Genomic DNA, 20,411 nt, shown 5'->3' on the forward strand with positions numbered 1-20,411 from the left:
ACGGAGGTGAGGGTGGGGACGGTCGTGAGCCGTGAGAACCGCGCGATGCCGTGTGCGGGCCTGGGCACCGTCAACAACCTGGCCGGGACCGCGACGACCCCGGCCGATCAGATCCGCGCCGTGTTCGGGGAGAACTTCCCGGTCGTGCCGGCGTTCGCGGCGGCCGACCCGGACCTGCTGCACCCGTCCGGCGCCGGCCTGCTCGGCGGGGACACCTCCGCGCTGCTGACCTGGGCCACCCGCACCGCCCGGGTACGGGCCGGAGTCGCCCGCGCGGTGGCGGCCCTCACCTACGCCGAGGCGATGGCCACCGGCGAGGCGCTCACGCTGGGCGTCGCCCAGGTGCCGTACGCCGCCGGGGACAGCTGGGCCGGGCTGCCCCGGACGGCCGCGACCCCGGCCGGCAGCCGCCTGTCGCTGGTGGTGCACGCGGCGCCCGGTGCCACCTTCGGCAGCGCGGCGGGGCTGGTGCTCGACGAATGGACCGAGGTGGTGCCCAACACCCGGGAGACCACCGCGGTCGCGTACCACTTCGACACGCCCTCGGCCACGGCGCCGCAGGCGGTGCTCGTGGCCGTGCCGCCGGACGACCGTCCGGTGTGGAGCCTGGACCTGATCGAGCGGACCCTGCTGGAGGCGATGGACCTGGCCCGGCTGCGCCTGGTGGACTTCGAGGCCCTGCACCCGATCGACCCGGACGCGCTGACCGACATCGGCCAGTTCCTGCCCGCCGCCTACTTCGCCGCCAACCCGGCCGGCGACGTGCCGTCCACCGTCTTCACCGAGGGGAGATAGCCATGGCGTCCGTCACCAGTTGGACGCGGCTGGAGCCGCGGGCCCGGGGCATCGACATGGCGCCCTCGCTGGAGGGCCGCGTTCACGATCCGCTCTGGCTGCTCGGCCGGCAGTGGCAGGTGGGCGAGTTCCAGGGCGAGGACGCGGGCACGCCGGTCGCGGCCCGGCTGCGCGGCCGGACCGAGCCGGTCACCGGCTGGTCCGGCGGCGACTTCGACGGGTCCGTCCCGCTGGAGGCCCTGGTGGAGGCGGAGGACCCGGCGCCGGACGCCCGGCTGGCCGCCGAGACCGGGCAGCACCTGCTGCGGATGCTGGACGGCGACCGGCGGGCGGCCGTCCGCGCCGCGTACCCGCTCCCCCGGCCGGACCCGGGCCTGGACCCGGACAGCTACCGGTATCTGAGCGTGATGGCCGGCCGGGTGCCCGACGGCGACGCGGTGGCCGCCGCGCTGCGGGACGGGACGCTGGCCGCCGACGACGAACTGAACGCCTGGCTGGCCTGGTACGACGCGCTGGTGGTCCGCCCCGCCGCCGGCCAGGCCACCTGGCAGCCGTCCCGGATGGAGTACACGTTCGCCGCCACCACCGCCACGGCCACCCTGACCAGCACCGAGTACGCCGACGGGCGGCTCGACTGGTACGCCTTCTCGATGGAACCGGGCCAGGCACCGGCCACCGCCGCGGGCGAGGACCTGGTAGCGACCTCCCTGGCCGCTCCCGCCTCGTACCCGGGCATGCCGGCCCGCCGGTGGTGGCAGTTCGAGGACAGCCGCGTCGACTTCGGCGGCATCGAGGCGGCGCCGGAGGACCTCGCCCGGCTGCTGCTGGCCGAGTTCGCGACCGCGTACGGCAACGACTGGTACCTACTGCCCCTGGAGGTTCCGGTCGGGTCGCTGACGGCCGTGCACTCGCTGGTCGTGGCGGACACGTTCGGCGAGCACACCCTGGTCGAGCGGGTACGCGACCCGGAATGGTCGATGTTCGAGGTGTCGGTGTCGGACGCCGGGCCGGGCAACGAGGCCCGCGCGGACCGGCTGCTGCTCGCCCCCGCACTCGGCTGGTCGCTGGACGGCGAACCGGTGGAGGACGTCCTGTTCACCCGCGACGAGCGAGCCAACATCGCGTGGGCGATCGAACGCGTCGTGGAGGGCGCCGCCGGCGGCCGGGTCGACCGGCTGGCCCGCTGGCAGGCGACGGCCCCCGCCACGCCGGACGACCGGGAGCCCGCGCCCGGAGAGGCCATCGCCTACCGGCTGATGACCCCGGTCCCGGACTACTGGATCCCGCTGCTGCCGGTGGAGACGGCACCGGGCCGCGTCGCCCTGCGCCGGGGTGCGGTGCGCCGGCCCACCCCGGCCGGGGACGTCGAGATCGCCCCGGAGGGCCGCCTGCTGCTGCCCGGCCGGCCGCTGACCGTCGCCGCCGAGGAGGTGCCGCGCGAGGGCGCGACGATCACCCGCGCCTGGCAGTACGCCCGCTGGATCGACGGCTCGTCCCACCTGTGGCAGGGCCGCCGGAAGCGGCCGGGCCGCGGCGAGTCGTCGGCCGCCCTGGTCTTCGACCGGATCGTCGCCCGGCCGTAACCGGTGCCTTGCGCAGTGAGCCTTCGACGGCGGCGGCGAGGGTCAGGCTTCGGGGATGTCGCGGTGGGAAGCTCGCCAGTGCGAGGCGGTGCGGGAAGGCCGGGGCCCGGGCGGGCCCCGGCCCGCGGCTCAGGAGCCGGCCCGGTAGTCCTGGTCCATGGCGGTGAGGACCTTGTCCGGGGTGGACTGGTCGCTGAAGATCTCCTGCAGGCCGCTGAGCATGGTCTGCTGGACCTTCGCGTTGGGCCACAGCTGGTCCATGAACGGCACGGTGCGGTTGTCCTTGACGAACGTGGTCAGTTCGGTCAGGCCCGGGTCGACGGTGCTGCCCGCGCCGGCCAGGGTGGGCAGGCTGCCCTGTGCCTCGTTGAACACCTTCATGCCCTCGGGCGACATGACGAAGTCGACGAACTTGAGCGCCAGCTCCTTGTTCTTCGGCTTGGCGTTGACGCCGTAGCCCGCGCCCGCGGCGGCGGGCATGTTGAACGAGGCCGGGTCGTCGGTGGCGGGCAGGGCCTTCATGGTGAAGCTGCCGCCGGGATTCTTCTGCTTGAGCAGGGCGATGACCCAGTTGCCCTGGACGATGCCGAGTGTCTTGCCGCCGGCGGCCAGCGTCTGGCTGGCCTCGTAGCTGGTGCCGAGCGGGCTCTTCTGGAAGCAGCCGTTGCCGTCCATCTCCTGGTACTTGGCCATGGCGGTGGTCCAGGGTGAGCCGGCGAAGGTGGCCTGTCCGGCCGCCATTTTGGTGTCGAAGTCCTTGTCGGTGCTGTAGACGGTGGTGGCGACCAGCGAGTACAGCGCCAGCTGGGTGACCCAGTTGTCCTGGATGCCGAGGGCGAAGGCGGGCGTGCCCTTGGCGGCGGCGGCCTTGCAGAAGGCGAGCAGGTCGGTCCAGGTGCCTGGTGCGGTCAGGCCGGCCTTCTTCATGGCGTCGTCGTTGTAGACCGCGCCGATGCCGTTGAGCCCGAACACCGCGTTGTAGGTCTTGCCCTCGTACTGCGCGACCCTCTTGAACGAGTCCGGCAGCTGCGCGGCCCACGGCCGGCCGGACAGGTCGAGCAGGTAGCCGGGCTTGGCCAGCACGTAGGTGGCGCCGGGGTTGCCGTTGCCGGGCCAGACGGACATCACGTCCGGCGCGGTGCCGGAGGCCAGCTGGGTGCGGATCTGCTGCTGCAGCTGGTCGGCGCCGGCGGTGGTGAGGTTGACCGTCACGCCCGGGTTGGCGGCCTTGAAGGCGTCGACGACCTTCTCGATGGAGCCCTGGTCGACCGAGGCGATGGTCAGGGTCCTGTCGTCGCCGTCGCCGGATTTGGCGTTGGTGCCGCTGGAGCAGGCGGCCGCGAGGGTGACGGCGGTCAGCGCGGCGAGGAGAGCGGTTTTGCGCATGGTTTCCCCTAGGTCAGAGGTCGGGGGTTGCGGTGAAGGTGAAGCTGCCGGACGTCAGCCGCGGGGTGGCCCCGGCGGCGGACGGCTCGACCCCGAGAACCCCGGGCCGGGCGGCGGGCGCGTCGTCTTCGCGCACGCTGCCGGGGTCGGCGGTGGGGATCTCCAGTGCGGCGGTGCTACCCGGCGGCACCGTGACGGTCACGGTGAGCCGGTCGTCGATGATCGGCCGGCCGCCGGCGACCGTCCCGCGGGCGGTCCGCCGCTCGGTGGTCAGGTCGTACGGCGTCATCCCTTGAGCCCTCCGGCGAAGCCGTTGATGATGCTGCGCTGCAGCGCGAGATAGACCGCCAGGACCGGCACGACGCTGATCAGCAGGGCGGCGAAGATGAGGTTCCAGTCGGAGACGTACTGCCCGACGAAGCCGGCGATGGCCACCGGCATGGTCTGGTGGTCGCTGCCGCTCAGGTAGAGCAGCGGGGTGAAGAAGTCGTTCCAGACGCTGACCGCGTTGAGCACCAGCGCGGTCACCGTGATCGGCTTGAGCATCGGGAGGACGACGAAGCGGAAGCTCTCCAGCGGGGAGCAGCCGTCGATCGACGCGGCGTCCTCGAAGTCGCGCGGCAGCGCCCGCAGGAAGCCGACGTACAGGAACGTCGTGAACGGGACCTGCAGGCCGGAGTAGAACAGCACCAGCGACCAGACCGAGCCGAGCAGGCCGAGGTCGCGGATGGTCTGGTAGAGCGGCAGCGCGGCGAGCTGGAACGGCAGGACCAGCCCGAGCATGATCAGCAGGAAGGTGCCGCGGGACCAGCGCGCGGTCGATCGGGCCAGCGGGTACGCGGCCAGCGACGACACGGCGAGGACGATCAGCACGCTGACGCCGGTCACCATGATGCTGTTCATCAGGGCGCCGCCGAGGCCGGCCTGCTGCCACGCCGCGGTGAAGTTGTCCAGCGTCGGCGCGGTGGTCGGGCGGATCGGCGACGAGGTGTCCGAGGGTGCCCGCAGCGCCAGGTTGACCAGCACGTACACCGGGAAGGCGAAGACGATCGCGACGGCGGCCATGACCGCCTCGAGCGCGAGGGTGCGCCTCGTGTAGCGATTCACGACGCGGCCCGCTCGTTGCGGGACAGCACCGCGTACTGGCCGGCGGAGACGACGGCGACGATGGCGGTCAGCACGACGGCCAGGGCGATGCTGTAGCCGAACTCGCCGAGCGTGAACGCGTTCTTGTAGATCAGCGTGGAGATCGTGTCGGTCGCGTGCCCGGGGCCGCCGCCGGTCAGGGCGTACACCTGGTCGAAGAGCTTGATCCCGCCGATGATCGAGAGCATCAGGTTGACCGTGATGGCCGGTGCGAGCAGCGGCCGGACGATCGACCAGAAGCGGCGGAACGCGCCGGTGCCGTCGAGGGCGGCGGCCTCGTAGATCTCCCGCGGGATCGACTGCAGCCCGGCCAGGAAGATCACCATCGAGTAGCCGGCGAACTGCCACACGATGACCACCACGATCATCCACAGCGCCAGCTGCGGATCCCCGAGCCAGTCCTGCTGCCACGAGCTCAGCCCCGCCGCACCGAGCAGGCTGTTGACCGCGCCCTCGGGGCCGAGCAGGTTGCGCCACAGGTACGCGGTGACGATCGGCGTCACCACGGCCGGCGCGAACAGCAGCACCCGCAGGACGTTCCGGGACTTGATCAGGGTGTTCACGCCGAGGGCCAGCAGCAGCCCGATGCCGTTCTGGATCACCGTGATGGCGGCCGCGAGGAGCACCGTGTGCCAGATGGCCTGCAGCGCGGTGGGGTCGTCGAGCATGTCGGCGAAGTTGCTCAGGCCGACGAACGAGAATTCCGGGTCGAGCCCATCCCAGTCGGTGAACGCGTAGTACACGCCCCGGACGCTGGGCACCAGGACGACGAACGCGAACAGCAGCATGGCCGGCACGGCGAACCACCAGGGCGGCGTCACCCTCGCCCGCCGCGACGGTGGGGCTTTCGTATCGATTGTCACGGGAACCCGCTTCGTTGAATCGTTTCACTCTGCACGTCAGAGGTGCCCTGCCCGCGAAATCGCGCAGGACCCGGTGTGCGGCCCACGACGGCGGGGCCGGCGGCTGTGGCGTAGGTAACGTTTTCCAAGATGTTCGCCGACCCTACGAGCACACGGCGAACAGCGTCAAGAGCCCCACGCCGCGAAATCCACCGTCCCGACAAAGGTACTGGTCAGATACGCAATCGGTGTGACTGCCGCGGCGACCAACGGCTTCGAACGGATGGGTAACGTTGTTCAAACTCTGGTCGTGATGTCGTCCGTCGGGACGCCAGGACGCCGCCGCCCGATGATCGGTACGCTCTTGGGCAACGCCCCGTCGAGGAGGAGACCCGGTGACGAAGCCAGCGCCCCGGCGGATCACGATCGTCGACGTCGCACGTCACGCCCAGGTGTCCACCACGGCCGTCTCCAAGGTCCTGCGCAACGCCTACGGGGCCAGCCCCGCGATGCGCATCAAGGTGCAGCAGGCGATCGCCGAGCTCGGATACCGCCCCTCCGCCGCCGCCCGGGGACTGCGCGGACAGACCTACACCGTCGGCGTGATGCTCCCCGACATGCGCAACCTGTTCTTCGCCGACCTGCTCGACGGCATCACCGCCCAGCTGTCCGGCACCGATTACCAGGTGCTGCTCGCTCCCGGCTGCAACGGCGAGAAGGCCGAGGCCCGGGTCATGGAAGCCATGATCGACCGCAGCATGGACGGCCTGGTCCTCATCGCCCCGGTGTCGTCGAAGGCGCGCCTGAACACCGTCGCGCGCAGCGTCCCCACCGTGGTGGTCGGCCGGCACGGGCCCTCCACGACGTACGACACGGTCACCGACGACGACGTGATCGGCGCGACCCTGGTCGTCGAGCACCTCGCCGACCTGGGGCACCGGCGGATCGCGCACATCGAGCATCAAGAGACCGACCCGGTGCGCCTCGCCGAGATGCCCAACGCGCAGCGCGCCAACGGCTACCGCGAGGCGATGCGCGCCCGCGGGCTGGCCGACGAGATCGACATCGCCTCGACCAGCTACACCCACGAGGGCGGCTATCTCGGGACGAAGGAGCTGCTCGCCCGCCCGGCACGGCCCACCGCGATCTTCGCGGGCGCGGATGTCGTCGCGCTCGGTGCGATGGAGGCGATCGCCGAGGCCGGCCTGTCCGTGCCGGGCGACATCTCCGTCACGGGTTACGACAACAGCGCCCTCGCCGCCTTCGGGCCGATCTCGCTGACCAGCGTCGACCAGGACGGCCGCCAGATGGGCGCGAACGCCGCCCGGCTCCTGGTGGACCGCATCGGCGACCGCGACCGCCGCACGTCCCACGTGAAGCTGACGCCCAGCCTGGTCATCCGGCGCACCACGGCCGCGCCGCCGGCCTCATAGTCCGGGCCGGGAGCGCGACAACGGCCTGAGGCCGGTCACGCCACCTCGGGGCCTTGAACGTTTCAGGCATTGCCCTTCGCCTGAGTAACCAAAACACCGATCGGGCATCGTTACCCTTATCCACGAGGGACCTCGAGGCGCGCGTAAGCCCCCTTAACGGCCAATACAGGCCGACTCCTTGACCGCCTCGCGAGCCGATGCTTATCGTCTGGGAAATCTACGAGAAACGTTTCTCACGCCGATGGACTATGAAACGTTACAAGATTGCGTTCCGCCGGAGAAAGGAACGACGTTGCCTCGACCCGCCAAACTCCCGCCCCGCGCCTGCGCGGCACGGCGAACACTTGTCGCCGTGCTGGTGCTGGCCACCGCTCTCGCCGCCGACCCCCTCGCCGCCTCGGCCAACCCCCGCTCGTGGCGGTCCTACGTGCTCGGTCCCGCGTCCGATCAGGTCACGGCCGTCCGCGCCGAGGGACGCGGCCGGGTGACTCACCCCGAGTCGCTGGTATCCCGGCACGGCCGGCCCGCCACCCTCACGACCGTCGCCGGACAGACGCCCGCCTCGGTCGTCCTCGACTTCGGCAAGGACGTCGCCGGCACCCCCTACCTGGACGTCGCCGGGGTCAGCGGCGCCGCCACGCTCTCCCTGATCACCGGCGAGACCCGCCGGTACCTGCGCCGGCCGGCCGCGACCACGACCACCACGGACGCCGCCGCCGGCGCCGATCAGGTCACCGTCGCCTCCACCGCGAATCTCGAGGTGGGCAACGCGATCACCTTCGGCGGCGCTCAACCGCGTACGGTGACCGGGTTCGACGCCACCGCACGCACCGTCGGCCTGGACCGGCCGCTGGATCAGGCGGTCGCCGAGGGCGCCGCCGTCGCCACCAGCCCGGGCGCGCCCGCGTCCGACGAGTCGCGCGGACTTGCCGGCGTCGGCGGACCCGATACGTTGCAGGTCACCGCTCCCGGCCGGACCGCCGGCGGATTCCACGGCGGATTCCGGTTCATCCTGCTGACGCTCACCACGCCGGGCACGGTCACGCTGTCCGGGGTCGGTGTCGACTTCCAGGCCTACCGCGCCACGGCCGACGACTACCGCGGCTGGTTCCTCTCCAGCGACGACCAGCTCAACCGGATGTGGTACTCCGGCGCCTACACGCTGCAGCTGAACATGAAGCCCGCCGGGCTGAACGGCCTGCCGGATGCCCGCATCTACGACGGCGCCAAGCGCGACCGCAGCATCTGGACCGGCGACCTGCTGGTGCAGGGGCCGACCATCATCAACACCCTCGGCGACGTCGGCGCGGCCTACCTGAGGTCCTCGCTCGACGCGCTGTTCGCGACCCAGCGGGCCGACGGCGCGCTGCCCGGATCTCCGGACTTCGCCAAGCGGACCTCACCCGCCGGGTCGCCGCTGTTCTACTCGAACAACTACTCGGGCTACGGCGCACGCGCGGCCATCGACTACTTCCGGTACACCGGCGACCGCGACTACATCGTCGGCGTCCTGCCGAACCTGCGGCGCGAGCTCGCGTACAACGACACGTTCCTGACCGCGAACAACCTGGTGGCCTCCGACGACCGCGACTTCTGGCAGGCCACCCAGACCGGCGAGGTCACCAAGTACAGCATCGACCACTACATCCTGCTGCGGGAGATGGCCTGGCTCGAACGCACCGTCGGCTCCCCCCTCACGGCCGACGGCCACGACGCCAAGGCCGACGCCATCAGGAAGGCCGTCAACGCGCGCCTGTGGAACCCGGCCCTGGGCGCCTACGGGCAGAGCAGCGAACACCCGGACGTCCTCGTCGAGGACGCCAACGCCCTCGCCCTGCAGTACGACTTCGTCCCCGCCGACCGCCGGGCGAGCGTGCTGAGCGCGCTCAGGACACTGTGGACGCCGTACGGCGCGATCCTCGGCCCCGGCCTGCAGGACCCGACCGGGCACACCATCGAGCCGTTCGGCAACGGCATGGAGACCGCCGGCCGGTTCGCCGTCGGCGACGTCGACGGCGCGCTGGCCCTCATGCGCCGCACCTGGGGACCCATGGTCGACCCGGCCAACCCGCTCTACACCGGCGGGCTGTGGGAGTTCAAGAACAACGACGGCGGCGTCAACCGCGCCACCGCCAGCCTCGCGCACGGCTGGGCCGCCTCACCCAGCGTGCAGCTGACCCAGCAGGTCCTCGGCGTCAGCCCGGTCGGAGCGGGCTACGCCACCTGGACCATCCAACCCCGCCCCGGACGACTGGCCTGGGCCCGAGGCGTCGTCCCCACCAGGTACGGCGACATCGGCGCCGGGTGGACCTCGACCGGCCACCGCTTCGACCTGCGCGTCACCACCCCGCGCACGACCAGCGGCACCATCGCGATCCCCGCGAGCAGGCACAGCACCATCCGCGTCAACGGCCGTGTCCTGCACGCCAAGGTCACCGACGGGTACGCCCGGATCCGCGTACCCGGCGGCAGCTACACCGTCACCGTCCAGCGCCACTGACCTCTCCACCGAGGAGATTCGATGCGCCCTCATCACCGTCTCCAACAACACCTGGGAGGTCATGGCCCGCTTCGGCAGCGCGGACACCGCCGGAGCGCTCGACCTGATGCGCCGCCTGTGGGGCATCCAGGTCGACCCGAACAGCGGCTACCACACCGGGCGGCGCGCTGGCCGTCAGATGGGCCCGCGACTCGGCCGGCCAGTTCCACCTCCAGGTCACCGCGCCGGCCGGCACGAGCGGCCAGGTCTGGGTCCCGCTGGCCTCGACGTCGGCGACCAGCACCGCGATCACCTCGGGCGCGACCTTCGTCCAGCGCAACGGCCTCTTCGACATCTACTCCGCCGGCCCGGGAACCTCCGAGTTCAGCTCCACCACCTGAGCACGCACGGCGTCCCGGCGGGCCGACTGCCGGGACGCCCGGTCTCATCGAGCCGCCGCGGCGGCTCCGGCCTCCGATGTTCGTCTATAGTGGACCGATGTTGGGTGTTGTCGCGAGCGCGCTCGGCGGGCCTGAGGTGCTGCGGGTGACCGAGTTGCCCGAGCCCGAGGCCGGTCCCGGGCAGGTGCTCGTCCGGATCCGCGCGGTGTGTGTGAACCCGGCGGACATAGCCGCCACCACCGGGAAGATCCCCGGCGGGCCGGTGTCGCCGCCGTTCCTGCCGGGCTGGGACATCGCCGGCGAGGTCGCCTCGGCCGGCCCCGGCGCGGCGCGGTTCCGGGTCGGCGACCGTGTCGTCGGGATGATCCCGTGGTATCTGACCCGGGGCGCACCCGGCGGCTACGCCGAGTTCGTGGCCGCCGACGCGGGCTGGCTGGTGCCGTTGCCCGACGGGCTCGACTTCGCGACCGCGGCCACGGTGCCGCTCAACGCACAGACCGCACACCAGGGGCTGGCGCTGCTGTCGTCGGGCGGGTCCCCGGCCGGCAGCAGCCTTCTGGTCACCGGCGCCGGCGGTGGCGTCGGCGGCTTCGTCACCCAGCTTGCCGCTCGGGCCGGCTTCCGCGTCCTGGCACAGGCCGGCGCCGAGGACGAGCAATGGGTGCGCGGCCTCGGCGCCCACGAGTTCATTCCCCGCGATGCCGATCCGGCGACGGCCGGGCCGGTGACCGCGGTGTTCGACGCGGTTCCCCTCGGCCCGGCGGCGGCGGCCGCCGTCGAGGACGGCGGAGTCGTGGTCGCCACCCGGCCCACGCCGGCGATGGTTCCCGCGCGTGGCGTGCGCCAGGAGGTGCAACTCATCCAGCTCGACCGCGACCTGCTTGCCGACCTGGTGGGACAGGTGGCAGCGGGACGGCTCCGCACCCGCGTGGCGGCCACCATGCCGCTGACCGAGGCGGCCGACGCGCACCGCCGGGTCCTGGCCGGCGGCCTGCGCGGCAAGCTCGTGCTGACCTCGGGCTGAGCGACGACCGGGAGCGCTGTTACCTGACGGCGCTCAGTCGCTGGTCCGCCATGACGATCCGATTTCGGCCGGCCCGCTTGGCCTCGTACAGCGCCTCGTCGGCGAGGCGCAGCAGGTCTTCGTGGCGGCTGCCGGCGGGCAGCTGCGCCACGCCGGCGCTGAACGTGACCTGCAGCGGCCCCTGCGGGGTGTAGGTGCACGCGGCGGCGCACCGCCGGCGCCACTGTTCGGCGAAGTCGGCCGCGGCCCGGGCGTCGGTGCCGGGCATGATCACGACGAATTCCTCGCCGCCGTAGCGGGCCACGGTGTCGGTGCGCCGGGCGGCGCCGGCCAGGCCGCGGGCCAGGTCGATCAGCACCTGGTCGCCGACCGCGTGGCCGTACCGGTCGTTGACGGATTTGAAGTGGTCCACGTCGATCAGCACGACGGCCAGCGGCTCGCCGGCGGCAGTGGCCCGCTGCACCTGGGCGTCCAGCACCGTGGTGAGGTGCCGCCGGTTGAACACGCCGGTGAGGCCGTCGCGTACGGCGTGGTCGGTCAGCTCGGCGCGGAGTCGTTCGAGTTCGGTGATGTCCCGCACCACCACGACGGTGCCGGCGGTGCTCTCGGCCTTGTCGCGCATGCGGGCGACCCGCAGGTCGTACACGTTGCCGAGCGGCCCCGTGACGGTGCATTGCCTGGTGTCGGCGAGCAGGCCGGCGAAGTACGGTCCGGCGACATCCTTCCATTGCCGGCCCACCACGGCGCCGCCGCCGGCCGGGTCGACGGTCGCCAGCAGGTCGGTGGCCGCCGGGTTGACGTCGAGGAATCGGCCGCCCGGGTCCAGCACCATGACGGCGTCGCCGATGGCCGCGATGACCTGCTTGTACGCGACCGGAACCCGCTCGGCGTTCATGCCGGTGCGCTCGGCCCACCACCAGACGAGTGCGGTTACCAGGAACAGCATCGGGGTCAGATCGAACCGCTGGGCGTCCACGTCGGCGAAGATCGTCACCAGGTTGCCGAGGACCGGCGCGAAACCGCCGGCCAGGAAGTACAGGTACAGCCGGCGCTGCGCGCGGACCGCCCGCCGCATCGCCCGGATCACCAGCACCACGCCGGCCGCGAGCAGGCTGTAGGAGTAGACGGTGTGCAGCCAGTACGCCGGGCCCGGGTGCACCACGAGTCCGTAGTCGGCCGCGCTTTCGACGCTGCGGTAGAAGACGTGGGTCCACGGGTCCGTGGCGATTGCGATCAGGAGCAGCACGGGGTGCACGAGCAGCAGCGCGAACCGCGGCGGGCGACGACCCGACGACACCGTGGCGTACCAGAAGTGTCCGATGACAACCGCGGCGACGCCCGGGAAGACCGCGTAGTTGAAGGCGCGCGCGAGTTCCGTCGTCGTCGCCAGCGAGAGCGCCTGCGCCAGGGACCATTCCGCCACCCCGGCGATGATCAGGGCGAGCGGCAGGGCGAGGGGCGTCTGGCCTCGGCGACGAAACGCCAGCACCGCGTAGAGCACCGACACGAGGCCGGCCGCCGCGGACAGCAAAACCATCGCAGTTCGCACCGTCACCCCTTCCGAGTCGTACCCATCTCATCGACGGCCCAGGGCGGGACCTAACGTTTCGTGATCGAGACACACCTGAGAGTTACCGCCCCGGCCGGCGAGAGCTTCGTCACGCGATGACTCAGCGCTCCGACGCGAGCAGCGCCGGCGTCGGCGGTGGCCGGGTCGGGCACGGCCCTTTTTCGTACGGGTCGCGCAGAGCACCCGATCGGCAGACCCGGCGACCGCCCGCTCCGGGCCGTCCGCCCGCTGCGGCCGCAGGCGGTGGCCGAGCGCCCGCCCCGCTATTCGGCGAGGCTGGGTGCCCGGCGGGACCACCGGTGCGCCTCGAGCTCCTCGACGATGAACCGGGCGACATCGGCACGCGTGATGCGCCGGCCACCCTCCGGCGTGCTGTCTTCGCTGACCCGGTACGTGCCGGTGGGTTCGCGGTCCCGGAGGTGGGTGGGGCGCACGAACGTCCAGTCGAGGTCGCTGTCGCGCACGATCCGCTCCATCCGGGCCATGTCGGCGTAGAGGTCCGCGCCGATGGGACGGATCAGGGCCCGGTACCACCAGGCGTGGTGCGGGTCGTCGAGCCGGACCCCGACCGAGGTGATGGCCAGCAGCCGGTGGGCGCCGCAGGCCCGCATCGCGGCGACCGTGGCGCGGGCCGCGTCGGAGTAGAGGTTGCCGGCCTTGCGGCCGGCCGGGCCGATGGCGCAGACCACGGCGTCGTGGCCCTGGATCACGGCGCGCAGGCTGCCGGTGTCGCGGACGTCGGCACGTTCCACCCGCAGGCCGGGGGTCGCCGGCATGCTCGCGGGGTCGCGGACGGCGGCGGTGACGCGGTGCCCGCCGCGCAGGGCCTCCGCCACGATCAGGCGGCCGGTGCGGCCGGCGGCCCCGAGGACGACAACATTCCCGCTCATGCGTGTTCCCTTCGGCGATGGCCATCACGAACGTTGTTCGTGACGGACGATGTTCGCTACGAACGCGGTTTGTCAAGGCGGTAGATTGTCGGCGTGACTGACAGCACCGGTCCGGTCCGCGACAATCCGCGCACCCGCCCCGCCAAGGCCCCGCTGAGCCGCCAGGCCGTGATCGCCGCGGCGCTCGGCCTCGTCGACGAGGCCGGCTACGCCGCGGTGACCATGCGCCGGGTCGCGCAGGCCCTGGACACCGGCCCGGCGTCGCTCTACGTCTACGTGGCGGATCGCGACGAACTGATGGCCGAGGCCTACGACCTGGCACTGGCCGAGGTGGAGCCGCCCGGCCCGGTCGACGGGGACTGGCGGGCGCGGCTGGAACTGCTCGTCGGCCGGGCCATCGCCGCCCTCGGCGGTCATGACGACATCGCCCTGGTCGCGATCACCCGGGTGCCGACCGGGCCGAACGCCCTGCGCCTGCTGGAGGCGACGATGACCCTGCTGCGGGCCGGCGGCGTCGACGACTCCGTGTGCCCGTGGGCGGCGGACGTGCTGGACCAGTACGTGACCTCGTCAGCCCTGGAACTCGCCGCCCGGCTGCGCGATCAGCGGGCCGTGGCGGCGGCCGGGGGTGCGGCCGAGGCGACCGAGGAGGCCATGTCCCGGGCCGCCGGGTCCGAACTCGACGCGATCTACGGTGAACTGCCGGCGGACGTCTATCCGACCATTCACGCCCTGCGCCCGGCGATGACCACCGCCGGCCGCAACGGCCATTTGTATGCCACCTGGAAACTCGGCGTCATCATCGACGGCCTCCTGGCCCACCGCCGACACCCGTAGCAATTATTTACCTTTGAAATCGCGCACCTGAATACGCGGCAGCGCGGCAACAGCAGGCCCCGGCGCCGTCCCGTGCCGATACACATTAGGCCTGATCAGCGCCGCCCGCTGTACGCCAGGGGACGACTTTCTTATCTTGTCGGGACAGGAGACCGCCCAAAAGCCGCCTAATGCCGCGGCCGCCAACGGTCAACTTTTCGCGCCGGAGAGTTATTTATTTCACGCTTCCGATGCATTACATTCTCGCCATGACTCGACCGGAACTGCCGCGGCGCGTTGAGCAAACCCGGGCGCTGCTGTCGCTGCAGGTTTACCTGACGTTGCTCGTCCTGTTCTTCATGACGTTCCTGATGCGGTTCCTGTTCCACACCTTCAGCACGTCTCGCAGCGACAGTTTCTCACCCACCTTCGTGATCATGGTGGCTCTCCCGATCATGCTGTGGCTGTCGACCAGGCTGTTCCGCCCGGGCTGGTGGGCCGGCTGGACCCTTGCCTTCGTCGCGGAACTCGCCACCCTGGTGACCGCCATCGGCTCGATCCTCGGCCCGTTCGCCGGCATCGCGGCGGTCATCCTGTTGGCGCTGGCGACCTACGTCCTCGTCAACCTCTTCCGCGCGGAGGTCCGCCAGTTCTTCTTCGGACGACCGCCACCGGCTCCCGGGTCGCCGGACGCCGCCGCCGTCCCGGGAGGCGAGCAACCCCGGCACCGCTCCGGCCACTGACCGCGGACGGGGCGGCTCAATCCTCGACGAGCCGCCGCAGCGACGGCAGCAGGCCTTCGAGATCGACGGAGGTTCTGAAGGCGACGACGGTGGTGCCCTGGTCGTCGCGATCGCGCCGCTCGGCGGGGGCCGGGAAGAGCCGCAGGACCTCACGCATCGCGTCGTCGACCTCCGTGACCGGGTCGGCCCATGGAGACCAACGGCAGTGGATCCGGCGCTAAGCCATAGCGTGCCTGGTCAGCCTCGCGGGGATGGCTCTTTCGCGGCCGCGCGGTCGGTACGGATGTTGCGGTAGATCGTCATGGGGGTGACGCCGCAGGAGGTGGCGATCTCGGCCATCGTGAACTGGCGCTGTCGTACATGCGTTGCGCCTTGTTGATCAGGGCGGAGGTCATCTTGGGTTTGCGGCCGCCGGTGCGGCCTCGGGCGCGTGCGGCGGCGAGGCCGGCGAGAGTGCGTTCTTTGATGAGGGCGGCTTCGTATTCGGCCATGAGGGCGAACATCCCGAAGACGAGCTTGCCGTGCGCGGTGGTGGTGTCGACGATGCCGTTGGTCAGCGACTTGACGCCGACCCCGCGAGCTTCGAGGGCGGAGACGATGTCGACCAGGTCGCGGAGGCTTCGGCCGGGCGTACCCGATCTTGTGTCCCACCGTCGCACTCTGTCGAAACCTACCTGCGGAACGGCTTTGCGATGCGTTGTTTTCGCTATGCGTTTTGGTAGGTATGGGTGCTGGGCTGATGCTCGACGGTGACCGACTCGGATGGGGTCCATCGCAGACGATCGTTTGTGATGACCCATCAGTTGGCCGCGCGGCGGGGTATCGACTAGGCAGACGATTTGCCGTCGACGTTGGTGGACATGGTGTGCAGGATGCCGGGCAGCTGCCTCAGCGTGGCGGCGGGCAGGTCGCGGATCGTCTCCTCCGCGAGGGTGACCCACAGCTCCCGGATCTGGTCGGCAAGCGCTTTGCCGCTGTCGGTCAGCGCTACGACGGTGGCGCGCTTGTCGGCCGGATCCGGGGTGCGCCGGATGTGGCCGGAGACCTCCAGCTTTCGAGTCATCAGCGTGACGCTGGGCGGCTCGCAGCCCAGCGCCTCGCTGAGCTGAGCCTGGATCAGCGGGCCGACCCGGTCGAGCTCGAGCAGTACGGCCTCTTGGCCGGCGTGCAGGCCGAGCGGGGCCAGCAACTGCGCAGCCCGGGCCCGGTGACGCAGGCTGAGCAGGCGGATTGCCTGGTTGAGGGCGTCGGCATACTCGGGATCCATGGGCCCTCCTTGACAACAACATTGGTTACGCGCATAAGATTATGCGCATAACCATTATGCGCGTAACCAATGTTACACAGTCTCGAGGAGCCGACGTGACGGTGAAGGTCGCAGTCTTTTACTACAGCTCGACGGGCACGGTTCACGCCCTCGCTGAGGCCATCGCCGAGGGCGCCACCTCGGCTGGGGCCGAGGTGCGACTGCGCCGGGCCGCCGAGCTGGCCCCCGCTGACGCCATCGACCAGAACCCGCAGTGGCGTCAGCATCTCGACGCCACCAGCGCGGTGCCGGTGGCTCAGCTCGACGACCTGGCCTGGGCCGACGCGTACGCGTTCGGCACGCCGACCCGGTTCGGGACGCCGGCCGCGCAGCTGAAGCAGTTCATCGACCAGGCCGGCGGCCTGTGGCGCGAGGGAGTCCTGGCCGACAAGCCGGTGACGGCGTTCACCTCGGCCTACAACCGGCACGGCGGCAGCGAGGCCACGATCCTGGCCTTGGGCAACGTCTTCTACCACTGGGGCGCGCTGATCGTGCCGCCCGGCTTCACCGACGCGACGGTCTACGCCGCCGGTGGCAACCCCTACGGCACCGTCTCGACCGGGGGTGCCGGCCCCGACGCCGCGGCACTTGATGCTGCCCGCTACCAGGGCCAGCGGCTGGCCAACTTCGCCGTCCGGCTGAAGGGTGCCCCCCTCGTCGCGGGCGCTGCCCAAAGCGCCTGAGGCACAGTCCGATAAAGCGGAGGAAGTCATGACGAGTACCCGTGCCGACAGCCAGGTGGTCAAGCCGTACACCGGCCCGTCCTGGCTGGTTCTCGCGCTGGCGTGCGCCTGTCAGTTCATGGTCATTCTCGACGTGGCGATCGTTAACGTCGCGCTGCCGGCGGTGCAGCGGGATCTTGGGTTCACCGACACCGGACTGGTCTGGGTGGTGAACGGCTACGTCCTGGCGTTCGCCGGGTTCATGCTCCTGGGCGGTCGCGCGGCTGACCTGTTCGGTCACCGCCGCATGCTGGTGTCCGGGCTCGCCCTGTTCTCGCTGGCCAGCCTGGCCGCGGGCCTGGCGACCAGCGCGGAGATGCTGGTCGCCGCCCGCACCGCGCAGGGGCTGGGTGGCGCGATACTTGCCCCGGCCACCCTTGCCGTGATCAACACCTGCTTCTCTGCGGGGGTGCAGCGCGGCCGTGCGTTCGGGGCGTGGTCCGCTTCCGGTGGCGTCGGTGGCATGGTCGGTGCGGTTGCCGGCGGTGTGCTGACGACGGGACTGTCCTGGCGGTGGGTGTTCCTGATCAACGTGCCGATCGGGGCGGTGCTGATCGCGGTGGCGATGGCGTCGCTGACCGCGAGACCCGGCCGCCGCGAGGTGATGGATCTGGCCGGTGCGATTACTGGTACGGCCGGGTTGGCGGCACTGATCTACGGCGTCATGCAGACTGCCGACAACGCGTGGGGATCCGCGGGGGTGCTCGCCCCGGTCGTGGCCGGCGTCTTCCTGCTGGCGATCTTTCTGGTGGTGGAGCAGCGGTTCGCCACGGCGCCGATGATGCCGCTGAGGCTGTTCAGCAACCGCAGCGTGGCGGTCAGCAACGCGATGCTTCTCCTGTTCGGTGGCATCGCCATCGCGATGTGGTTCTTCACGTCCCTCCTCATGCAGAACGTGCTGGGCTACAGCGCGCTCTACGCCGGGCTGGGGCAGACGCCGGCCGCGGTCATGTTCGTGCTGGTCGCGCGGTTCGCCGTCGGATGGCTGCCGAAGACCGGCGTGCGCCTGCTGGTGCTGGCCGGGTGCGCGAGTTTCGTAGCCGGGTTCGCCTGGTTCTCGCAGGCGGGCGTCGGCAGCCACTACGTGACGAGCGTCCTGGGTCCGGCACTGCTCGTGTCGATCGGCATCGGCCTGGTTTTCCCGACGCTGATGGCGTCGGCGACCGCCGACGTCCAGCCGCGCGACGCCGGCATCGTCGGCGGTCTGGCCAATACGGCCGGCCAGGTCGGCGGTTCGGTGGCGCTGGCGGTGTTCGCGACCGCGGCCGCCGCCCGCACCGCCTCGCACAGCAGTAGCAGTTTCTCTCCTGAGGCTCTGGCCTCCGGGTACGAACTGGTCTTCGGCCTGGCGGTCGGATTCGCCCTGGCAATCGCCGCGGTCAGCCTGCTGTTGCCTTCGCGACAGCGGAACTGACCCGCGACCACAGAAGACATCGCGTTGCCCACGTGGGTGACCCCCTGGCGGCCGACCCCTCGGACCCGGCATCCCGCGTGGGCAGCGGCCGCCGGTAACCGACCAGGGACACAGTCGTTCGGTGCGGCGCCACAGGCGTTCACTCCTCGACCCTGTCGGGGTCGCGCAGCGGTCGGCGTTGACAGCCGAGGTCGGGCAACGCGAACTCGTAATGGCCGTGCACGTTGATGTGTTTGTGTTGGTAGGCCGACAGTCGGGCGGCGTCGGCGTAACCCTGGCCACGTAAAGCGTCCAGGGCGTGGTTTAGGTACAGGGTGTTCCACAAGGTAAAGCAATTCAGGACGAGCCCGAGCGCGCCGAGCTGATCCTCCATGCCGGCGTGATACGCCTGATACAGCTCGCCTCTGCGACCGTGGAAGACGTGCCGGCCCAAACCGTGGCGGCCTTCCTGCAGGTTGCGCATCCCCTTGAGGTGCCGGCGGTAACCGGGGTCGTCGGCGAAGCGCAGCCACCGGCGCGGCACATGGTGGTGTGCCGCGGCGACGGACGCCGCCATGAGCTCGGCCCGCAGCGACGCCGACTCGGTCGGGTGGCCGATCAGCCGCGGTCACCGCCGGATCGACGGTCTGCGAGATCAAGCCCTGATATCGACGAAACGAGGGGTGATCGGCATTCACAACGGTTAAATTTATAGCTCCAGAGTGGTCTTAACCTTCGATTCTTAATCATCGATTAGTGTCGAGGCATCCGCACTGATTGTGCGGGAGTGACCACGAGGAGCGAAGTTTTGATGGTTCATGAGGCGCGTGGTGGCGTCGGCCAGCGTTTGGTCCGCGCCATCGTCGTCGGCATCGCAGCGATCTTCGCGGCTACCCTGGTCGGTGCTCCGGCCCAGGCGGCCCTGACCCCGGCGTGGTCCGGATGGTCGCAGGTGCCCGGCGGGGGTGCGACACCGGACTCGCCCGCCACCACCACCTACAACGACATCCAGTACGTGTTCATCCGCGGCACCGACAACCGGATCTACGTGCAGGCCCAGAACGGCGTGCGGCACTCCGGCTGGCGCGAGGTGCCCGGCACCGGCCTGACCCCGTCCGCCCCGGCGGCCGCGGTGTACCGGGACAGGCTGTACGTGTTCGTCCGGGGCACCGACGACCGGATCTACAGCAACACCCTCACCAACACGACCTGGGGCAACCAGTGGACCCAGGTCCCCGGCACCGGCATCACCCCCAGCGCACCCGCGGCCGCGGCGTACCGGGACAAGCTGCAGGTGCTCATCCGGGGCACCGACGACCGGGTCTACAGCAACACCCTCACCAGCACCACGTGGGGCAACCAGTGGACCCAGGTCCCCGGCACCGGCATCACCCCCAGCTCACCGGCGGTCGCGGTGTACCAGGACAGGCTGTACGCGCTGGTCCGCGGCACCGACGACGGCGTCTACAGCAACACACTTACCAACACGACCTGGGGCAACCAGTGGACCGTGGTACCGGGCACCGGCCTGACCCCGTCCGCGCCGAGCCTCGTCGCGTACCGCGGTGATCTGCACGCCTTCGTCCGCGGCACGGACAACCGGATCTACCTCAACACCCTGACGAACACGATCTGGGGCAACCAGTGGACGGAGGTGCCCGGCGGCGGCGCAACCCCGTCCGCTCCCGGCGCCGGCGCGTACCAGGGCGTGCTGCACCTGTTCGTCCGGGGCACGGACAACGCCATCCTGCTCAACCGGGTCGGCCCCCCGCTGCCCTGACCGCCCGGGCAGCCGCCTCGGATCCGGCGACCGCACGGTCCCGGATCCGAGGCCGGCGCGCGCCCCGGCCCGGGGGGCCCCCCCCCCCCCCACACCCCCCCC

At 71.0% G+C, this 20,411-nt stretch carries 21 protein-coding genes; 11 read left to right on the forward strand and 10 right to left on the reverse strand.

Translation table 11 applies throughout. From position 1 onward, the window contains the following. Positions 1–24 precede the first annotated feature (24 nt). Positions 25–795: a hypothetical protein gene (locus AB0F10_RS33335; protein ID WP_360634238.1), complete on the forward strand. Its 771-nt coding sequence runs from the start codon at positions 25–27 to the stop codon at positions 793–795. A gap of 2 nt (positions 796–797) precedes the next feature. Then, positions 798–2,378 carry a hypothetical protein gene (locus tag AB0F10_RS33340; protein WP_360634241.1) on the forward strand — a complete coding sequence of 527 codons (1,581 nt, stop codon included), beginning with the start codon at positions 798–800 and terminating at the stop codon, positions 2,376–2,378. Between the two features lie 129 nt (positions 2,379–2,507). Here AB0F10_RS33340 and AB0F10_RS33345 read toward each other — a convergent pair whose 3' ends face one another. Genes AB0F10_RS33345 through AB0F10_RS33360 form a run of 4 tightly spaced genes read right to left on the reverse strand, consistent with a single transcriptional unit; the run spans position 2,508 to position 5,731 of the window. After that, positions 2,508–3,764 (reverse strand): extracellular solute-binding protein, encoded by a 1,257-nt coding sequence (locus tag AB0F10_RS33345; RefSeq protein ID WP_360634244.1) that lies wholly within the window; start codon positions 3,762–3,764, stop codon positions 2,508–2,510. 13 nt (positions 3,765–3,777) lie between these two features. Continuing rightward, entirely contained in the window at positions 3,778–4,053 is a 276-nt protein-coding gene (locus AB0F10_RS33350; RefSeq protein ID WP_360634247.1) for a hypothetical protein, read from the reverse strand. Continuing rightward, positions 4,050–4,871, reverse strand: coding sequence for a carbohydrate ABC transporter permease (locus tag AB0F10_RS33355; protein ID WP_360634250.1), 822 nt, complete (start codon positions 4,869–4,871; stop codon positions 4,050–4,052). Before AB0F10_RS33355 ends, AB0F10_RS33350 begins: the two co-directional genes overlap by 4 nt. Beyond that, complete coding sequence (locus tag AB0F10_RS33360; RefSeq protein WP_360634253.1) at positions 4,868–5,731, reverse strand: sugar ABC transporter permease; 864 nt, start codon at positions 5,729–5,731, stop codon at positions 4,868–4,870. The genes AB0F10_RS33355 and AB0F10_RS33360 overlap by 4 nt, the downstream gene beginning before the upstream one ends. Before the next feature lie 416 nt (positions 5,732–6,147). Here AB0F10_RS33360 and AB0F10_RS33365 point away from each other — a divergent pair, with 416 nt between their 5' ends. The 4 genes from AB0F10_RS33365 (at position 6,148) to AB0F10_RS33380 (ending at position 11,089) form a co-directional block, all read left to right on the forward strand. Beyond that, positions 6,148–7,185, forward strand: a complete 1,038-nt coding sequence (locus AB0F10_RS33365) for a LacI family DNA-binding transcriptional regulator (RefSeq protein ID WP_360634256.1) — start codon at positions 6,148–6,150, stop codon at positions 7,183–7,185. Between the two features lie 292 nt (positions 7,186–7,477). Further along, positions 7,478–9,685 (forward strand): alpha-L-rhamnosidase C-terminal domain-containing protein, encoded by a 2,208-nt coding sequence (locus AB0F10_RS33370; protein WP_360634259.1) that lies wholly within the window; start codon positions 7,478–7,480, stop codon positions 9,683–9,685. A 167-nt stretch (positions 9,686–9,852) separates the two neighbouring features. Further along, on the forward strand, positions 9,853–10,065 hold the full coding sequence (locus tag AB0F10_RS33375; RefSeq protein WP_360634303.1) for an alpha-L-rhamnosidase C-terminal domain-containing protein: 213 nt from the start codon (positions 9,853–9,855) through the stop codon (positions 10,063–10,065). A 97-nt stretch (positions 10,066–10,162) separates the two neighbouring features. Then, positions 10,163–11,089: an NADP-dependent oxidoreductase gene (locus AB0F10_RS33380; protein WP_360634262.1), complete on the forward strand. Its 927-nt coding sequence runs from the start codon at positions 10,163–10,165 to the stop codon at positions 11,087–11,089. Between the two features lie 19 nt (positions 11,090–11,108). Here AB0F10_RS33380 and AB0F10_RS33385 read toward each other — a convergent pair whose 3' ends face one another. Together AB0F10_RS33385 and AB0F10_RS33390 are read right to left on the reverse strand one after the other, a co-directional pair. Further along, complete coding sequence (locus tag AB0F10_RS33385) at positions 11,109–12,626, reverse strand: diguanylate cyclase (protein ID WP_360634265.1); 1,518 nt, start codon at positions 12,624–12,626, stop codon at positions 11,109–11,111. A gap of 296 nt (positions 12,627–12,922) precedes the next feature. Then, on the reverse strand, positions 12,923–13,549 hold the full coding sequence (locus tag AB0F10_RS33390; protein ID WP_360634268.1) for an SDR family oxidoreductase: 627 nt from the start codon (positions 13,547–13,549) through the stop codon (positions 12,923–12,925). Positions 13,550–13,642: 93 nt separating this feature from the next. On the opposite strand from AB0F10_RS33390, the gene AB0F10_RS33395 reads away from it, so the two are divergent. Further along, the gene (locus tag AB0F10_RS33395; protein ID WP_360634276.1) at positions 13,643–14,386 is read left to right on the forward strand and encodes a TetR/AcrR family transcriptional regulator; all 744 of its coding nucleotides are present in this window, start codon (positions 13,643–13,645) and stop codon (positions 14,384–14,386) included. A 248-nt stretch (positions 14,387–14,634) separates the two neighbouring features. After that, on the forward strand, positions 14,635–15,108 hold the full coding sequence (locus AB0F10_RS33400; protein WP_360634279.1) for a hypothetical protein: 474 nt from the start codon (positions 14,635–14,637) through the stop codon (positions 15,106–15,108). A gap of 16 nt (positions 15,109–15,124) precedes the next feature. Here the strand turns inward: AB0F10_RS33400 and AB0F10_RS33405 are convergent, their stop codons facing one another. The 3 genes from AB0F10_RS33405 to AB0F10_RS33415 form a co-directional block, all read right to left on the reverse strand. Then, entirely contained in the window at positions 15,125–15,265 is a 141-nt protein-coding gene (locus tag AB0F10_RS33405; protein ID WP_360634282.1) for a hypothetical protein, read from the reverse strand. Positions 15,266–15,407: 142 nt separating this feature from the next. Next, positions 15,408–15,767 carry a recombinase family protein gene (locus AB0F10_RS33410; protein ID WP_360634285.1) on the reverse strand — a complete coding sequence of 120 codons (360 nt, stop codon included), beginning with the start codon at positions 15,765–15,767 and terminating at the stop codon, positions 15,408–15,410. Between the two features lie 167 nt (positions 15,768–15,934). Continuing rightward, on the reverse strand, positions 15,935–16,375 hold the full coding sequence (locus tag AB0F10_RS33415; RefSeq protein WP_360634288.1) for a MarR family transcriptional regulator: 441 nt from the start codon (positions 16,373–16,375) through the stop codon (positions 15,935–15,937). Between the two features lie 95 nt (positions 16,376–16,470). On the opposite strand from AB0F10_RS33415, the gene wrbA reads away from it, so the two are divergent. Both wrbA and AB0F10_RS33425 read left to right on the forward strand, forming a co-directional pair. Beyond that, the gene (gene wrbA / locus AB0F10_RS33420) at positions 16,471–17,097 is read left to right on the forward strand and encodes an NAD(P)H:quinone oxidoreductase (RefSeq protein ID WP_360634291.1); all 627 of its coding nucleotides are present in this window, start codon (positions 16,471–16,473) and stop codon (positions 17,095–17,097) included. Between the two features lie 28 nt (positions 17,098–17,125). Continuing rightward, entirely contained in the window at positions 17,126–18,550 is a 1,425-nt protein-coding gene (locus AB0F10_RS33425; RefSeq protein WP_360634294.1) for an MFS transporter, read from the forward strand. Between the two features lie 139 nt (positions 18,551–18,689). Here the strand turns inward: AB0F10_RS33425 and AB0F10_RS33430 are convergent, their stop codons facing one another. Then, a complete protein-coding gene (locus AB0F10_RS33430; RefSeq protein ID WP_360634297.1) occupies positions 18,690–19,106 on the reverse strand; it encodes a Tn3 family transposase in 417 nt (138 codons plus the stop codon). 234 nt (positions 19,107–19,340) lie between these two features. Here AB0F10_RS33430 and AB0F10_RS33435 point away from each other — a divergent pair, with 234 nt between their 5' ends. Next, positions 19,341–20,309, forward strand: a complete 969-nt coding sequence (locus tag AB0F10_RS33435; RefSeq protein WP_360634300.1) for a hypothetical protein — start codon at positions 19,341–19,343, stop codon at positions 20,307–20,309. The last annotated feature ends 102 nt before the right edge of the window (positions 20,310–20,411 follow it).

The sequence above is a fragment of the Actinoplanes sp. NPDC026623 genome, assembly GCF_040638275.1.
Lineage (GTDB): Bacteria > Actinomycetota > Actinomycetes > Mycobacteriales > Micromonosporaceae > Actinoplanes.

Bases quoted from the DNA above. Each gene is read 5' to 3' on its own strand.
- AB0F10_RS33350 (WP_360634247.1), bottom strand. From the start codon at position 4,053: ATGACGCCGTACGACCTGACCACCGAGCGGCGGACCGCCCGCGGGACG.
- AB0F10_RS33345 (WP_360634244.1), bottom strand. From the start codon at position 3,764: ATGCGCAAAACCGCTCTCCTCGCCGCGCTGACCGCCGTCACCCTCGCG.
- AB0F10_RS33380 (WP_360634262.1), top strand. From the start codon at position 10,163: ATGTTGGGTGTTGTCGCGAGCGCGCTCGGCGGGCCTGAGGTGCTGCGG.
- AB0F10_RS33400 (WP_360634279.1), top strand. From the start codon at position 14,635: ATGACTCGACCGGAACTGCCGCGGCGCGTTGAGCAAACCCGGGCGCTG.
- AB0F10_RS33430 (WP_360634297.1), bottom strand. From the start codon at position 19,106: ATGGCGGCGTCCGTCGCCGCGGCACACCACCATGTGCCGCGCCGGTGG.
- AB0F10_RS33385 (WP_360634265.1), bottom strand. From the start codon at position 12,626: ATGGTTTTGCTGTCCGCGGCGGCCGGCCTCGTGTCGGTGCTCTACGCG.
- AB0F10_RS33425 (WP_360634294.1), top strand. From the start codon at position 17,126: ATGACGAGTACCCGTGCCGACAGCCAGGTGGTCAAGCCGTACACCGGC.
- AB0F10_RS33415 (WP_360634288.1), bottom strand. From the start codon at position 16,375: ATGGATCCCGAGTATGCCGACGCCCTCAACCAGGCAATCCGCCTGCTC.
- AB0F10_RS33340 (WP_360634241.1), top strand. From the start codon at position 798: ATGGCGTCCGTCACCAGTTGGACGCGGCTGGAGCCGCGGGCCCGGGGC.
- AB0F10_RS33435 (WP_360634300.1), top strand. From the start codon at position 19,341: ATGGTTCATGAGGCGCGTGGTGGCGTCGGCCAGCGTTTGGTCCGCGCC.
- AB0F10_RS33405 (WP_360634282.1), bottom strand. From the start codon at position 15,265: ATGCGTGAGGTCCTGCGGCTCTTCCCGGCCCCCGCCGAGCGGCGCGAT.
- AB0F10_RS33390 (WP_360634268.1), bottom strand. From the start codon at position 13,549: ATGAGCGGGAATGTTGTCGTCCTCGGGGCCGCCGGCCGCACCGGCCGC.